Raw genomic sequence first — 15,843 nt, 5'->3', positions numbered from 1 at the left:
GGGGCGAGAAGCCCGGGATCGGGCGGAGCCTCAGCGCCGGTCGGCGGGACTCCACAGGACGGCGGCCAGGCCCGCCCCCGCCAGTCCGGCGGCCAGCCACCACGCCGGGAAGCCCAGGCGCGCGCCGAGGCCGGGGATCAGGGCGGAGGCGGCCCCCGCCACCAGCAGGGTGGCCCCGGTCCAGGTGAGGGCCAGCCGGCGGATGCCGGTGCGCACCTCCTGGCGGAGCTGGTCCAGCTGCGGGCCGCGGAGGTTGAGGACCAGCTCGTCGTTCACGGCCCGTTCCAGGAAGGCGGAGGTGACCCGGGGCAGGCGGGGCAGCAGCCGGTTCCACTCCGGGGCCTCCTGCCGCAGCTCGTTCCACAGCCGCGTGGGCCCCTTCTCCTCCTCCATCCACTCGCGCAGCAGGGGCTGCACGGCCAGCCAGATGTTCATCTCCGGGTTGAAGTCCCGGGCGATGCCCTCCACGTTGACCATGGTCTTCTGCAGCAGCACCAGCTGCGGCTGGGTCTGCATGTGGAAGCGCCGGGTGGTCTGGAACAGCCGCATGAGCAGGTTGGCCATGGAGATGTCCTGCAGCGGCCGGTCCAGCACCGGCTCGGCGATGGCGCGCAGGGCGTCCTCGAAGGCCACCATGTCCGTGTCCGGCGGCACGTACCCCGCCTCCAGGTGCACCTCCGCGGCACGGGTGTAGTCGCGGCGCAGGAAGGCCAGCAGCATGTCGGCCAGGTAGCGGCGCTGGTCGGCGGCCAGGATGCCCATGATGCCGAAATCCACCACCCGCAGCTGGTTCCCCGGCCCCACGAAGACGTTGCCCGGGTGCATGTCGGCGTGGAAGTAGCCGTCCCGGAACACCTGCTGGAAGAACACCTCCGCGGCGTTGCGCGACACCTCCACCACGTCCACCCCCGCCTCGGCGAGCTTGTCGGGCTCGTCGATGGGGAGCCCTTCCACCCATTCCATGGTAAGCACATCGCGGGTGGTGTGGCCCCAGTAGATGCGCGGCACGCGCAGCACGGGGTTGTTGCGGAAGTTGCGGCGCAGCTGGCTGGCGTGGGCCCCCTCCTTCTCCAGGTCCAGCTCGTCGTGGATGGTCTTGGCGAACTCCCCCACCACCGCCACGAAGCGCAGCCGCCGCGCCTCCGCCAGGTAGCGCTCCGCCTGCGCGGCGAAGGCGAACATCACCGCCAGGTCCGTCTCGATGACACGCTCGATGCCGGGCCGGCGCACCTTCACCGCCACCACCTCGCCGTCGGGCAGCACCGCCCGGTGCACCTGGGCAATGGAGGCGGAGGCTACCGGCTCCCGGTCGAACTCGAGGAAGCTCTCCGCCAGGGGCGCGCCCAGGGAGCGCTCCACCATGGCCGCGGCCTGGTCGCTGGGGAAGGACGGTACCGCGTCCTGCAGGGCGGAGAGCTCGCCGATGATGTCCTCGGGCAGCAGGTCGCGGCGGGTGGAGAGAATCTGGCCCAGCTTGATGAAGGGCGGTCCCAGCGCCTCCATGGCCAGGCGCAGCCGGGCGCCGCGGCTGTGGGTGCGGACGATGCGGTTGCGGAAGGGCACCAGCCGGCTGACCCAGGCGTAGGGCCGGAAGAAGGGGATGGCGCCGATCAGCTCGTCCAGGCCGTACTTGGCGAAGGTGCGGGCGATGCGCAGCATGCGCAGCACATGCCGCGGCCGCAGGCGCCGGTAGGCGGCGGGCGGCTTGGCGGGAGGCGGGGCGGGCACGGCGTTCCCCGGCGGTTAGGGCTTGAAGCCGGTGTGCAGGGCCACCACGCCCCCGGTGAGGTTGGTGTAGCCGGTGCGGGTGAAGCCGGCGTCGGCGAACATCTCGCGCAGGGTCTCCTGGTCCGGGTGCTGGCGGATGGACTCCACCAGGTACTGGTAGCTGTCGGAGTCCCCCGTTACCACCTTGCCCATGCGCGGGATCATGTGGAAGGAGTAGGCGTCGTAGAAGGGCTTGAGCGGGGCTACCGGGTGGGAGAACTCCAGCACCAGCAGCTGCCCGCCCGGCTTCAGCACCCGCAGGAATTCCTGCAGGGCCTTGCCCTTGCGGGTCATGTTGCGCAGGCCGAAGGCCACCGTGACCACGTTGAAGTGGTCCGAGGGCAGCGGCAGCTGCTCGCTGTCGGCGGTGAGCCAGTCCAGATTGCCCACCAGCCCCTCGTCCGCCAGCCGCCGGCGGCCCACGTGCAGCATCTCGTAGTTGATGTCCGACACCAGCACCCAGCCGCGCGGCCCCACCTTGGGGCTGAACAGCCGCGCCAGGTCCCCCGTTCCCCCGGCCGCGTCCAGGATCCGGTCCCCGGGCTTGGGCTCGGCGCGCATGACCGTGTAGCGCTTCCACCAGCGGTGCAGGCCGCCCGACATGAGGTCGTTCATCAGGTCGTAGTTGCCCGCCACCGAGTCGAACACGCCCTTGACCCGCTTGGCCTTCTCGGAGAGCGGCACCTCCTGGAAGCCGAAGTGGGTGGTGGGCGTGGCGTTTTCCTGCTTGGCGTCGTCGCTGCGGTCGGCGCTCATGGCGGCTCGGTCCTCTGGCTCCGGAGTCAGTCCGCTCGGCGGGGACGGGGAAAGGGGGCAGCCTACTGCAGATCCGGGATCCCTTCAATTCGGGACGGTTTGTGTGCGCTTACAATGTCCGAAAGGCCGACGAAAATGGCCCCCGCTTCCGGAGGAGGGCCAGGGACAAAGTCCTCCTTGCGGTCGGCCATATATTTGGTTAGCTTGAATCGGGAGACACAAGATATTGTGTTTTTCCACAGGTTCCACATTTTCCACAGGGCCGCGTCCCCCCCGGCGCCGGCCTGCTGTGGCTGCCATACCGTCACCCCGGAGGAAGCCCATGACCGCCAACGTCCAGCCGCTCAACGAGAACGCCGCGCCGGCCCGGGTGGAGTTCCAGGCCGCCTCCCTGGACATCTGGGACAAGAAGTACCGCCTCAAGGACCTGCGCGGCGAGCCGGTGGACGCGGACGTGGACGGCACCTACCGGCGCGTGGCCCGCGCCCTGGCGGACGTGGAGGAGGCCGACCAGCGCGAGCACTGGTACGAGCGCTTCCTGTGGGCCCTGCGCCAGGGCGCCATCCCCGCGGGGCGCATCGTCTCCAACGCCGGCGGCCAGGACTACAAGCCCGCTACCTCCACCATCAACTGCACCGTCTCCGGCACCGTGGACGACTCCATGGACGGCATCCTCCGCAAGGTGCACGAGGCGGGGCTGACCCTGAAGGCGGGCTGCGGCATCGGCTACGACTTCTCCACCCTGCGGCCCAAGGGCGCCTTCGTGGCGGGCGCCGGCGCCATCACCTCCGGGCCCCTGTCCTTCATGGACATCTTCGACCGCATGTGCTTCACCATCTCCTCCGCGGGCGGGCGCCGCGGCGCGCAGATGGCCACCTTCGAAGTGGGCCACCCGGATGTGCAGGACTTCATCCGCGCCAAGCGCGAGGACGGCCGCCTGCGCCAGTTCAACATGTCGCTGCTGGTGACCCACGATTTCATGGAGGCGGTGAAGAGCGACGGCTGGTGGCCGCTGGTGTTCCCCATCTCCGAGAAGCAGGCGGAGGTGGAGGACATCGACTTCAACGATCCCGAGCAGGTGGTGTGGCGCGACTGGCCCTCCAAGGAGGGCTACATCACCGGCAACGACGGGCGCGTGGCGTGCAAGGTGTACCGCACCATCAAGGCGCGCCACCTGTGGAACGCCATCATGTCCTCCACCTACGACTACGCCGAGCCCGGCTTCATCCTCATCGACCAGTACAACGACATGAACAACAACTGGTACGTGGAGAACATCCGGGCGACCAATCCGTGCGTGACCGCGGACACCTGGGTGCAGACCGGCGAGGGGCCGCGCCAGGTGCGGGATCTCATCGGAACCTCTTTCCATGCCCGGGTGGACGGATCCGACCACCCCACCGCGCCCGAGGGCTTCTTCCATACCGCCGACAAGCCGGTGGTACGCCTGACCACCCAGGAGGGCTATAGCCTGCGGCTCACCAGTGACCACCAGGTACGCAAGGTGGTGCGCCAGACCCGCTGGTCCACCGAGACCGCCTGGGTGGCTGCCGGGGAGCTGGAAGCCGGGGACCGAGTGCTGCTCCACGACCACCGCGGAAACGCTGATTGGGAGGGTCCCTATACCCACGAGCAGGGCTATCTGTCCGGCCTGCTGGTGGGTGACGGAACGCTCAAGGCCGACCAGGCGGTACTGTCCGTTTGGCAGTCCGCCCCCGCCGCTGACGGAACCCAGGCGATGGGCCCGAAGGCGGTAATGGCGGAAGCCCTAAGGGCTGCCGAGGGCCTGCCCCATCGAGCCGATTTCGCGGGTTGGCGGGAGATCCCCGAAAGAAACGAGTCCCGCCTGACCATGAAGGCGCTCAAGGACCTGGCCGGCGAGCTGGGCATGGCCCCGGGCGACAAGGCCATTACCCCGGCGATGGAGCGTGCCTCCGCCGATTTCTATCGTGGTTTCCTGCGGGGACTGTTCGACGCCGATGGCTCGGTGCAGGGCACCCAGGCCAAGGGCGTATCCGTGCGCCTTGCGCAGTCGGACCTCCCGCGCCTGGAGGCGGTGCAGCGGATGCTGCTGCGCCTGGGCATCAAGTCCACTCTCTACACCGATCGCAGGGCGGGCGTTGGCACCGCCGAGCTTCCCGACGGCAAGGGCGGCAGCGCCGACTACGCCATCCAGCCCCAGCACGAGCTGGTGATCGCCGGCGAGAATCTGGCCCGCTTCCGGGAGGAGATCGGCTTCGCGGATACCGACAAGCACGCCCGGCTCACGAACCTGCTTGGCAGCTACAAGCGCTCCCTCAACCGCGAGCGCTTTACCGCCCGGGTGGAGACCATCGTCGAAGAAGGCACCGAGCCGGTCTACGACGTCCAGGTCCCCGGCGTGAACGAGTTCGACGCCAACGGCATTCACGCCCACAACTGCGGGGAGCAGGGCCTGCCTCCCTACGGCGCCTGCCTGCTGGGCTCGGTGAACCTCACCCAGTTCGTGCGCAATCCCTTCACCGAGGACGCCTACTTCGACTGGGACCAGTACCGCGAGGTGGTGGCGGTGTTCACCCGCATGCTGGACAACGTGGTGGAGATCTCCGGCCTGCCCCTGGACCGCCAGCAGGAGGAGATCCAGAGGAAGCGCCGCCACGGCATGGGCTTCCTGGGGCTGGGCTCCACCCTGGCCATGCTGCGCATGAAGTACGGCGAGCCCAAGTCCGTGGACTTCACGGAAAAGGTCTCCCGCGAGCTGGCCGAGACCGGCTGGCGCACCGCCGCCGAGCTGGCAAAAGAGAAAGGCCCGGCACCGATCATGGAAGAGGTCTTCACCGTGGACGAGGAGATGCTGCGCCTGCGCCCGGAGATGGCGGAGGACGGCTACCAGGTGGGCGACCAGGTGCCGGGCAAGGTGCTCATGGCCCGCTACAGCCGCTACATGCAGCAGTTCCCCAAGGAGGTCACCGACCCCATCGCCGAGCACGGGGCGCGCTTCACCCACCACAGCTCCATCGCGCCCACGGGCACCATCTCCCTGTCCCTGGCCAACAACGCCAGCAACGGCATCGAGCCGTCCTTCGCCCACAAGTACTTCCGCAACGTGATCCGGGACGGCAAGAAGTCCAAGGAGAAGGTGGAGGTGGACTCCTACGAGCTGCTCGCCTACAAGCAGTTCGTCGACCCCGAGGCCGACCCGGAGGCCGAGGACCCGGAGCACCGGCTGCCCGACTACTTCGTGGACACCAACACCATCTCCCCGCAGCAGCACGTGGAGATCCAGGCCGCCGCGCAGAAGTGGATCGACAGCTCCATCTCCAAGACCATCAACGTGCCCCAGGACTTCGACTTCCAGGACTTCAAGGACATCTACCTCTACGCCTACGACAAGGGCCTCAAGGGCTGCACCACCTTCCGCTTCAACCCGGAGGCCTTCCAGGGCGTGCTGGTGCAGGACAAGGACCTGAAGAACACCACCTACCGCTTCGAGCTGGAGGACGGCTCCACGGTGGAGGTCCGCGGCGACGAGGAGATCGAGTACGACGGCGAGGTGCACAACGCGGCGAATCTGTATGACGCGTTGAAGGAGGGGTATTACGGGCGGTTTTAAATGCTAAGGGGAAGACTTTTCTCCCCCTTGACCACCCCTGAGAGATAATAATTTTAAGGGGGAATTAATGATGGATTTGGAAAACGAAAAAATCGATAACTTAGTTGCGAGGTTGGATGAACTTGTTAGATGGCGCCCTGGTGGGGATGGAAGTTATCAAGATCCGAATAGTGCTCTTAGTAGGATTCAGGGAAAAACTAACCACGTAGTAATGGGCCGGCGAGGTTCTGGTAAAACCAGGCTCTTATCGGAATTAAGTCGGGAAGCAGAAGAAAAAGATGTTTTGGTGATTAAGTTTGGGGTCGAAGAAGCAAAAGAATTAGCTTACCCAGATATATTAATTCAGATCCTTCGGTCTTTTGTTGAATCTTTCCATTCTAGGTTGACAGAAAAGCCTGATCTCTTAACCAAAGATTGGTTTTTGGGTTATTCCCAGAAAGTAACGCATCCGGTTAATGAATATATCAAAGGGAAAAAGAGAAAAGAGCTTTTGCCTAAGGTGGAGAAGCTCCGTGATAGGTTGAATGCTCTTCTAGAAGAGTCAGATGAAATTGATGCAGAATATCAAAGGAGTGAGTCAGGGGAAAAAAGCGAAGAGCTGGGAATTGGGGGCGGCGTAGAAAAAAGTGGGAAGGATGCCCGCTTCAATCGCACCACCCGAGAGATGTCCAGTGAGAGCAGAACCTCATTGGCAAGGCAAAAAGAAAATAAAAAAGAAAAAGTAGAGAGGCTTCTTCTTGATTTCAAGGATTTGATGGAGGGTGTTGCTGAGCATTTCGGTTCTTGTATATTTTTTGTGGTTGATGACTTTTACTTTATAAGGAGGATCGATCAGCCTCCTGTAATTGATTACATTCACCGTATTTGCAAAGACTCAAGTTCTTTTCTAAAAATTGCGACGATTAGGCATAGAAGTCAGCTTTACGAGGAAAAGGATCTGCGCCGAGGTGTAGTAGCGGGCCATGAGGCCCAAGTTGTTGATTTGGAGTTGCCATTAGGGCGCCTAGATTCAATAAATAGATTCCTTAAGGCTCTTTGGAGAGGAGTCTGCGAAGAGGTTGGCATTGAAGATCCCGAATCAATTTTTAAAGGGCAGGGGTTTGAACAAGCGGTTTTGGCCTCAGGGGGTGTGCCCCGTGATTTTTTTGGGGTGGTAAAGACTTCTATTTCCATTTCCCGGGAGCGCAATGAAGATTCTGTTGGGAAAATGCGCGTTAATGAGGCCGCCCAGCAGTATGCTGAAGATACAAAGATGCCTGAATTGCAGGTAGATACTGAGGAAGGAAGTGGGGTTGAAAGGGAGCTAAGGGATCTAATGTTGTTCGATATTGTAAGATTTTGCAGGGATATAAAAAAGAAAAATTGTTTTCATATAAATAAAGACGCTTTGGATGCCGAGCCTGGCATTAAAAGGTTGGTGGATCTGCTTGTTGATGCGAGGCTTATCCACTTGATTACCGACAATACGAGTAATTCGAAGAGGGCTGGTAGGTATTCTGCTTACTTTTTGGATGTTGGGCTGTATGCGCATCCGCAAAGAAGGGGGGAAAATTCCATTGATGAAGTTGCCTTTTGGGTGCGAGATGACGCTGGAAGATTAAAGAACCTGGAACGGTCGCCCGTTTATCAACCTCGCAAGTACGGGCAGCTTGAGGAATTGGCTAGGCGGGTTAGGGACAAAGAGGTTGATTTAAAAGATGCAATCTTAAGTGGGAGTATTGATATGTCCGATACAGATGGAAAAACGCAGGATATGATTGATCAATTAAAACTTGAAATGCCGGTAACCACCGATGAATAAGTTGAAATCCTTTTTGAAGAAATAGAGATAAACATAAAATTTGATTGGAGAGCCCCGTCTAACTGGTGGTCAAGGCGGACAAAGCGCAGGGGCGGGGCCGACAGAAGCCGTCCTCCGCACCCAAAATTGCACCCGGGAACCCGGCTTAGCTAAACTGGACTAACCAGGGCCAAACCATTGGGGGATACGCCCATGCAGGTGAACATCCACGAGGCCAAGACCAAGCTCTCCAAGCTGGGCGAGCTGGTGCTGAAGGGGGAGCGGGTGGTGATCGCCCGGGCCGGCAAGCCCTATCTGGACCTGGTGCCGCACCGAGAGCGCACCGAGCCGCGCGCGCCGGGGCGGTTCAAGGGCCGGATCCACATGGCCGAGGACTTCGACGCGACGCCTGAGGAGGTGATTCGGGACTTCGAGGACGGCTGAATGGAGCGCCTGCTCCTCGATACCCACGCCTTCCTCTGGTGGCTCGCCGAAGATCCCCGGCTGGGGGCGGGCGCGAGGAAAAGAATTGCCGAGCCCGCCAACCCGGTGTACGTGAGCGCGGCCACCGGTTGGGAGATCGGCATCAAGAAGGCCCTGGGCAAGCTCCAGGCCCCGGACGATCTGGACGCGGTGGTGGCGGAGGAGGGGTTCACGCACCTCCCGATAACCTTTTTCCACGGCGAGCAGGCGGGCGCCCTGCCCGCCCACCATCGGGATCCCTTCGACCGGATGCTGGTGGCGCAGGCCCAGGCGGAAGGCTTGGTGGTCGTCACCCGGGACCCGCAGATCAAGGCCTACGGCATCCGCACCCTGAACGCCGAAGCCTGACCATACCCCGGAGCATCCGGGACCGAATTCATCGGGCTTCAGGGGGGAGGCCCACCCGCACAACGGCAGAAGGAAACGGAAATGACCATCAAGATCGACAAGCAGATCACCGGCTACGCGGTGGTGAAGGACGAGGAAGACCAGAACCAGGGCCCGCAGGTGGCCGCCGAGCAGGGCGAGGCGGACGTGGTGCACGTGACGCCGCCCGACGAGCGACCGGAGCGGCTGGAAGGGTCCACCTACAAGATCAAGACGCCCCTGTCCGAGCACGCCCTGTACGTCACCATCAACGACGTGGTCATGCACGAGGGCACGGCCAAGGAGCACCGCCGGCCCTTCGAGATCTTCATCAACTCCAAGAACATGGAGCACTTCCAGTGGATCGTCGCCCTGACCCGGGTGATCTCCGGGGTGTTCCGCAAGGGCGGCGACGTCTGCTTCCTGGTGGAGGAGCTGCGCTCCGTGTTCGACCCCTCCGGCGGCTACTTCAAGAAGGGCGGCCGCTATATGCCCTCCCTGGTGGCCGAGCTCGGCGAGGTGCTGGAGATGCACCTGCAGCGCATCGGCATGATCGAGAAGCAGGAGACGCCGGAGGAGCTCAAGGCCAAGAAGGCCAAGGCCGAGGAGTCCGGAGCCCTTTCCAACGCCACCCAGTGCGGCGCCTGCGGCGCCATGGCCATGGTGCGCATGGACGGCTGCAACCTGTGCCTGGAGTGCGGCGACTCCAAGTGCGGCTGAGCCACCTGTAAAAGGGGTAATCGTGTCTGGGCTTCGGGCGATCAGTCTTTATTCAGGGGCGGGAGGCCTCGACCTTGGCATGGAAGCCGCTGGCTTCCGTGTGGGCTCCGCCGTGGAGTCGGATGCCGACTGTGTGGAGACCCTGCGGGCCAACCGCGACTGGCCCGTCTTCCTCGACTACATCCAGGAAGTCCCCTCCGAATCCCTGCTTGAGGCCGCCGGCCTGGCCCCCGAAGAGCCCGACCTCCTGTTCGGGGGCCCGCCCTGCCAGCCCTTCTCCAAGTGCGGCTACTGGGCCACCGGCGATTCCGCCCGCCTGGACGATCCCCGGGCGGATACCGTGGAGGCCTTCCTGCGCGTGCTGCGCGATACCCGGCCCCGGGCCTTCCTCATGGAGAACGTCACGGGGATGGCCTATTCGGGCAAGGACGAGGGGCTCCAGCTCATCCGCCGAGCCCTGGAGGACATCAACCGCCAGCACGGTACCGCCTACGGTGTGGAGGTGCTGATCCTCAACGCCGCCGATTTCGGCGTGCCGCAGACCCGCGAGCGGGTGTTCCTGATCGGCTCCCGGGACGGGCGTACCTTCGGGGAGCTGAAGCCCACCCATCAGGCGCCGCCCGGCCTGGAGAAGCAGCGCGCCCTGCCCCTGGACGAGGGCCTGCCCTACTGGCGCACCGCCTGGGATGCCCTCGGCGATCTGGAAACGGACGAGGACGACCCCGAGCTGCAGCCCCGGGGCAAATGGGGCGACCTCTTGCCTGCGGTCCCCGAGGGCCAGAACTACCTCTACCACACGGAGCGCGGCGAGGGGCTGCCGCTGTTCGGCTGGCGCCGGCGCTTCTGGAACTTCCTGCTCAAGATCGCCAAGGACCGGCCCTCCTGGACCCTGACCGCCCAGCCCGGGCCGGCCACCGGGCCCTTCCACTGGAACAGCCGCCGCCTGTCCATGCGCGAGCTGTGCCGGCTGCAGACCTTTCCCGACGATTTCGTGGTGCAGGGAGATATCAACAGCGTGCAGAAGCAGCTGGGCAACGCCGTCCCCTCCGCGCTCGCCGAGAAGCTGGGCCTGGAGATCCGCGCCCGTTTCTTCGACGACGAGAGCGCCCGTGACCGCACCCCTTCCCTGATTCCGGCGGCCCGGGGCGACTGCCCGCCGCCGGAGCCGGTGGCCCCGGTCCCCGGAAAATACCTGCACCTGGTGGACAGTGACACGGCCCATCCGGGCACGGGCCAGGGCCGCCGGGCCAGCCAGGCTGCCGCCGAATAACCCCGCATGGAATACCGCACCTATTCCGTCCAGCGCCACGCCCGCGAGCCCCTGGTTCGCTTCATGCGGGAGGCGCTGGAGGCGAGCGGCTGCCGGATTCTCAAGGCCTCCGAGCCCGACCATGCCCCCTTCCGCCTCACCTTCGAGGTCCCGGACGGCGAGCGCATGGGCATCGTGGCCTACGCCTTCAACGCCAATCAGCGCGAGACCAAGAACCGCCCCGAGGACGAGCACCGCTTCCAGGTGAAGTACGGCTCGGAGCAGCGGGAGGGCAAGGAGCTGCACGAGCTGTGGCAGGACCCCTACGAGCTGTATACGACCCTGCTCGTGGGCATCAACACCGAGCGCGGCTTCTTCGTGGCTGCCGATCCGGTCCTTCACAGCCCCACCCGCTTCTTCATCTCCATGGAGTACAAGGAGGAGCACGTCCAGGCCATCGAGGAATCCGGGTGGCATGCCTGGGAGCGGGAGAAGCGGGACCAGTCGGGTCTGGAGGAGCCTACCGAGGTGCTGGTGGGTGGCAAGCCGGAGCAATTCCTGGAGTACGTCCGCTTCGAGCGGGCCGCCAAGGGCCTTTCCCAGGGCCACCGCTCTTTGCTGGCGGACAAGTTTGGCGACCTGAGCGCCATCCGCAAGGCGGGCCTGGAGGCGCCCGGGCCGGCTGTGGAGCCGGGCCGCCTGCACGACCTCGCTGCGGAGTTCGAACTGACCACCGACGAGATCCTGGACCTGATCCAGAGCGCCCCGCGCCTGAAGATGGCGGTGCGTGGCTGGGTGGCCGAGCGTCATCTGGTGGAGCAGCTGCGGGCGTTGCCGGAGCTGGAGGAATGTCGGCCTTTGGAGGGCGAGGGCCAGCCAGATGTGGAGGTGCGTCTTCCCGGGCAGGCGCCTGTGCTGATCGAATGCAAGAATATTCTTCGTGACACCTACGCCGATGGCAGCTACAAGCTGGACTTCCAGCGTACTCGGGCCGCCAAGGGGGACCCTTGCTCCCGGTACTATGCCCCCTCGGAGTTTCAGGTGGCCGCGGCCTGTCTGCACCCCCGGACCGAGCAGTGGGAATTCCGCTATGCCTTGACCCGGGAGCTGGACGAGCATCAAAAATGCCCCGGTCGTATCAGTAACCGGGTGAAGGTCAACCAGGGCTGGGCCTCCAATCCCCTGGATATCATCCGGTCGGCCTCACAAGCCTAGGAGGGCGAAATGGGCGGCCAGCGCAAGGCGCCCCGCTTCGATAACCGCAGTCCCGCCTCCGAGCAGGCCTCCAAAGCCAAGCGCAGAAATCGCCGCACGGGTACCCGCGCCGAAATGCTGCTCCGCCGGGCGCTTTGGGCACGGGGTGCGCGCTATCGCCTGCATGCCAAAGACCTTCCCGGCAAGCCCGATCTTGTCTTCCGGGGAAAGCGGGTCGCGGTGTTTGTGGACGGCGATTTCTGGCATGGCCGGAATTGGGACCAGAACCGGGGAAAGGTTGCCCGACGTAGCAACGGCGACTACTGGATAGCCAAGATCGAGTACAACATGGAGCGGGATCGGCGCCAGACGGCCGACCTTCGTGAGCGGGGCTGGCGCGTTGTCCGTCTCTGGGAGACCGACGTAAAGAAAGATCCCGAATGGGCTGCTCAGGAGGTAGCTTCCCACCTCGGCAAGTAGTGGCTGGACTCCCTGAAGCCACTCGGCTTATGGGGGAGGCCGGTTAAGCTAAGAGAGGCGAAAAGGGCAATCCGTCGGGAGCGCGTCCATGCAGATAGACCTCAGCGAGGCGGAGGTCATGCTCGCCCAGCTGGGTGAGCTGGTGCTGAAGGGCGAAGAGGTGGTGATCGCCAAGGCCGGAAAGCCTTACTTGGATCTGGTGCCGCACCAGGAGCACACCGGGCCGCGCCTGCCGGGGCGGTTCAAGGGGCGGATCCAGATGGCCGAGGACTTCGACGAGATGCCGGAGGAGTCCGGAGCCCTGTCCAACGCCACCCAGTGCGGCGCCTGCGGCGCCATGGCCATGGTGCGCATGGACGGCTGCAACCTGTGCCTGGAGTGCGGCGACTCCAAATGCGGCTGACCGGTTGGCCCGGGACGGGCGGAAAGGGGGGCACGATCGAAGGACGCGGTCGGGCTAGCCCATCCGCTCCGTCAGCTCCTCTTCATCCATGGCGCTCACCTCCCTTTCCAGCTCGTCCAGGAGGTGCATGATCGCCGCGGACTTCTCCTTGAGCTCCGGGAGGAGGGCGCGGGCCTTTTCCTTCTGCTCGGCCTCCTGGGCCGCCGCGGTTCCCAGCAGGCGGGAAAGCCCGGAGGGCTTGCTCTCCTGGAACAGGGTCACGAAGATCCTCTGGTAGGTGCGATGAATCGCATCGTGGGGCTCTTCCATCTTCTGATAGGCCGGCAGGTCCGCGAGGCCCCGCCCCTCCCCGTAGTACCACTTCCCGAACTCGCATTCGGCGGGCGTCAGGGGGACCTTCTCCTGGTCCAGGGGAATCCCATTGATCAACGCCTCCGCGTAGCCCACCCATAGCTTGTGGCCCACGCGCGCCTTATTGATGCGCCCGAGCACTTCGCTCTTCTTCATTTTCCCCCCCTTTCCCCATCCCCCTGCCGGAATGGGCTCTTTACCCATGGGTACAAGGAAGGGTCATTATTCTTTTTTTCTTACCTCTTTTGCAATGCATACAACCTGCTAGCCACCATTTTTCCTGATAAAACGAGTAAAGGCCTGAGCAATTGTCCGGCCTGGGGGCGCGGCCGATAGCCGCTCCCAAAGGGTGCGCGCTACACCCGCTCCTCCTCCACCTCGGCGAAGGTCTACGCCTCGGTGTCCACGCCCGTCCAGGGCTCGTCGGGCAGGTGGTGCTTGAGGCCTTCGCGCGGGGCGAAGCGCTCTTCGCGCAGTCCCTTCATGACGCCCACCACCATCAGGATCATGATGAAGGAAAAGGGCAGCGCCGCGGCGATGACCGCGTCCTGCAGGGTCTGGGTGCCGCCGCCCACCACCAGCACGGCGGTGAGCACGCCGATGCCCAGGCCCCAGGCGATGCGGTGGCGCAGGGGCGGGCTGGGGTTGCCGTAGGCCATGATGGTGTTGATCACCAGGGTCCCGGAGTCGGCGGAGGTGATGAAGAAGATGGCGATGAGCAGGGTGGCCAGGGCGGCAGCGCCCGTGGCCAGGGCGTCCACGCTGGTGAGGGCCTCGATGGTGCGATACAGGGCCACGGTGACGTCCTGCTGGACGGCGCCGGCGATGGCCACCGTGTCGTTCATCTCCAGGTCGATGGCGGTGCCGCCGAGGGCGGCGATCCAGACGAAGTTGAACACGGTGGGCAGCAACAGGACGCCGAAGACGAACTCGCGCAGGGTGCGGCCCCGAGACACGCGGGCGATGAACATGCCCACGAAGGGCGACCAGGCGATCCACCAGCCCCAGTAGAACACCGTCCATTCGGTGTGCCAGTCGCGGTGGCCGTCCATGCCCGTCCAGAAGGAGTGGCCGATCAGCGTCTGGAAGTACTCGCCGCCGGCCTGCAGGAGGTAGCCGAGCAGCTGCCAGGTGGGGCCGAGGACCAGGAACAGCACCAGCAGCACAATGGCGAGCCACAGGTTGATCTCCGACAGCCGCCGCACGCCGCGCCGGACGCCGGAGGCCACCGAGGCGGTGGCGGCCAGGGTGACCACAGCGATGATGGTGAGCTGCAGGGTCTGGCTGCGCTCGATGCCGAGCAGCTCCGAGAGGCCGGTCTCCATCTGCTGGGCGCCGAAGCCCAGGGTGGTGGCCACGCCGAACACGGTGGCCAGCACGGCGAAGATGTCCACGAGGTGGCCGGCGGGGCCGTGGATGCGGTTGCCGAGCAGGGGGTGCAGGGCCGAGCGCAGGGTCAGGGGCAGGCCCTGACGGTAGGCGAAGTAGGCCAGGGACAAGGCCACCACGGCGAACACGCTCCACGCCGACAGGCCCCAGTGGAAGAAGGTAAGCCGCAGGGCCGCCATGGCCGCCTCCGGGGAGCCGCCGTCCTCCACCAGCGGGTTGTCGCCGAGGTGGAGGATGGGCTCGGCGATGCTCCAGAACAGCAGCCCCACGCCGGTGCCGGCGGCGAACAGCATGGCCAGCCAGGGGACCAGGGTGAACTCCGGCTGCTCCAGGTCGCTCCCCAGGCGGACGTTCTTGTAGCGGCCGATGCCCAGCCAGACCACGAAGGCCAGGAGGAAGGCCACCAGCCCCACGTAGTACCAGGCGAGGAAGGGGTTCACGCGGTCGCGCAGCTCCTCCAGGAAGCGGGCCGTCTCCCCGCTGGCCAGGGTCCCCATCAGCAGCATGGCCACCATGAGGGCGGAGGCGCCCAGGTAGACCACCGGGCTCATGCCCTTCAGGGGGCCGCGCGTGGCCCGTTTGCCTTCCTCCATGACCGTTTCCTTGTCTGCTCGGGAGTTTCCCGGGTTGGGGCCGGGTGCGGGTAGCGTCCCGCGCCGGTTTCCGCCGCCGGGGACAGGCCCTAGAATGAGGCAGTTCCCACCCGCCACCCAGGGGCTTGCGATGGCCTCCACCTACCACGAGATCGCCCTGCTGCTGCTCATCTCCGCGGGGGTGGGCCTGCTGGGCATCCGGCTGCGTCAGCCCCTGATCGTGGCCTTCATCGTGGTGGGGCTGGCGGTGGGGCCCGCCGGGCTGGGCCTGGTCACCGCCCATACCCAGATCGAGCTGCTGGCCGAGATCGGCATCACCATCCTGCTGTTCCTGGTGGGCCTGAAGCTGGACCTCCACCTGGTGCGGCGGCTGGGGCCGGTGGCCCTGGCCACGGGTCTGGGGCAGCTCGGCTTCACCATCGCCTTCGGCTACCTGATCGGCCTGGCCCTGGGGCTGGAGCCCATGACGGCGCTGTATGTGGCGGTGGCCCTCACCTTCTCCAGCACCATCATCATCGTCAAGCTCCTGTCCGACAAGCACGAGATCGACGCCCTGCACGGCCGCATCGCCATGGGCTTCCTGATTGTCCAGGACATCGCGGTGGTGGTGGCCATGGCCCTGCTGGGCGCCTCCGGGGGCCAGGAGGGCGGCGTGATGACCGCCGTTACGGCGGCGGGGACCCTGGTGGCCGTGATGGGCGCGGTGCTGCTGCTCATGCG

Annotated in this window: 14 protein-coding genes; 10 read left to right on the top strand and 4 right to left on the bottom strand. The window is 64.9% G+C overall.

Going from position 1 to position 15,843, the window contains the following annotated elements; all coding sequences use genetic code 11:
- Window positions 1–30: 30 nt before the first annotated feature.
- On the bottom strand, window positions 31–1,728 hold the full coding sequence (gene ubiB / locus ACLFRB_RS02865) for a 2-polyprenylphenol 6-hydroxylase (protein WP_411067490.1): 1,698 nt from the start codon (window positions 1,726–1,728) through the stop codon (window positions 31–33).
- A 15-nt stretch (window positions 1,729–1,743) separates the two neighbouring features.
- Entirely contained in the window at window positions 1,744–2,523 is a 780-nt protein-coding gene (locus ACLFRB_RS02860; protein ID WP_411067489.1) for a class I SAM-dependent methyltransferase, read from the bottom strand.
- 322 nt (window positions 2,524–2,845) lie between these two features.
- On the opposite strand from ACLFRB_RS02860, the gene ACLFRB_RS02855 reads away from it, so the two are divergent.
- From ACLFRB_RS02855 to ACLFRB_RS02815, 9 genes are all read left to right on the top strand, one after another.
- Window positions 2,846–6,115 carry an LAGLIDADG family homing endonuclease gene (locus tag ACLFRB_RS02855; RefSeq protein ID WP_411067488.1) on the top strand — a complete coding sequence of 1,090 codons (3,270 nt, stop codon included), beginning with the start codon at window positions 2,846–2,848 and terminating at the stop codon, window positions 6,113–6,115.
- 67 nt (window positions 6,116–6,182) lie between these two features.
- Window positions 6,183–7,916, top strand: a complete 1,734-nt coding sequence (locus ACLFRB_RS02850) for a hypothetical protein (protein ID WP_411067487.1) — start codon at window positions 6,183–6,185, stop codon at window positions 7,914–7,916.
- A gap of 192 nt (window positions 7,917–8,108) precedes the next feature.
- Window positions 8,109–8,339 carry a type II toxin-antitoxin system Phd/YefM family antitoxin gene (locus ACLFRB_RS02845; RefSeq protein WP_411067486.1) on the top strand — a complete coding sequence of 77 codons (231 nt, stop codon included), beginning with the start codon at window positions 8,109–8,111 and terminating at the stop codon, window positions 8,337–8,339.
- Window positions 8,340–8,726: a type II toxin-antitoxin system VapC family toxin gene (locus ACLFRB_RS02840; RefSeq protein WP_411067485.1), complete on the top strand. Its 387-nt coding sequence runs from the start codon at window positions 8,340–8,342 to the stop codon at window positions 8,724–8,726.
- An 81-nt stretch (window positions 8,727–8,807) separates the two neighbouring features.
- Entirely contained in the window at window positions 8,808–9,464 is a 657-nt protein-coding gene (locus ACLFRB_RS02835) for a TSCPD domain-containing protein (protein ID WP_411067484.1), read from the top strand.
- A 22-nt stretch (window positions 9,465–9,486) separates the two neighbouring features.
- Window positions 9,487–10,734: a DNA cytosine methyltransferase gene (locus tag ACLFRB_RS02830; RefSeq protein ID WP_411067483.1), complete on the top strand. Its 1,248-nt coding sequence runs from the start codon at window positions 9,487–9,489 to the stop codon at window positions 10,732–10,734.
- Window positions 10,735–10,740: 6 nt separating this feature from the next.
- Window positions 10,741–11,928: a hypothetical protein gene (locus ACLFRB_RS02825; RefSeq protein ID WP_411067482.1), complete on the top strand. Its 1,188-nt coding sequence runs from the start codon at window positions 10,741–10,743 to the stop codon at window positions 11,926–11,928.
- A gap of 9 nt (window positions 11,929–11,937) precedes the next feature.
- The gene (locus ACLFRB_RS02820) at window positions 11,938–12,387 is read left to right on the top strand and encodes a very short patch repair endonuclease (RefSeq protein WP_411067481.1); all 450 of its coding nucleotides are present in this window, start codon (window positions 11,938–11,940) and stop codon (window positions 12,385–12,387) included.
- Between the two features lie 88 nt (window positions 12,388–12,475).
- Window positions 12,476–12,790 (top strand): type II toxin-antitoxin system Phd/YefM family antitoxin, encoded by a 315-nt coding sequence (locus ACLFRB_RS02815; RefSeq protein ID WP_411067480.1) that lies wholly within the window; start codon window positions 12,476–12,478, stop codon window positions 12,788–12,790.
- Window positions 12,791–12,844: 54 nt separating this feature from the next.
- On the opposite strand, the gene ACLFRB_RS02810 is transcribed toward ACLFRB_RS02815, so the two are convergent.
- Both ACLFRB_RS02810 and ACLFRB_RS02805 read right to left on the bottom strand, forming a co-directional pair.
- Window positions 12,845–13,297: a CZB domain-containing protein gene (locus tag ACLFRB_RS02810; RefSeq protein WP_411067479.1), complete on the bottom strand. Its 453-nt coding sequence runs from the start codon at window positions 13,295–13,297 to the stop codon at window positions 12,845–12,847.
- A gap of 233 nt (window positions 13,298–13,530) precedes the next feature.
- Window positions 13,531–15,123, bottom strand: a complete 1,593-nt coding sequence (locus ACLFRB_RS02805; protein WP_411067478.1) for a BCCT family transporter — start codon at window positions 15,121–15,123, stop codon at window positions 13,531–13,533.
- A gap of 130 nt (window positions 15,124–15,253) precedes the next feature.
- On the opposite strand from ACLFRB_RS02805, the gene ACLFRB_RS02800 reads away from it, so the two are divergent.
- On the top strand, window positions 15,254–15,843 hold a 590-nt coding region (locus ACLFRB_RS02800; RefSeq protein ID WP_411067477.1), incomplete at its 3' end, for a cation:proton antiporter.

Source organism: Thiohalorhabdus sp. (assembly GCF_046545655.1).
Classification (GTDB): domain Bacteria; phylum Pseudomonadota; class Gammaproteobacteria; order Thiohalorhabdales; family Thiohalorhabdaceae; genus Thiohalorhabdus.
This window is presented reverse-complemented; position numbering and strand designations above follow the sequence as displayed.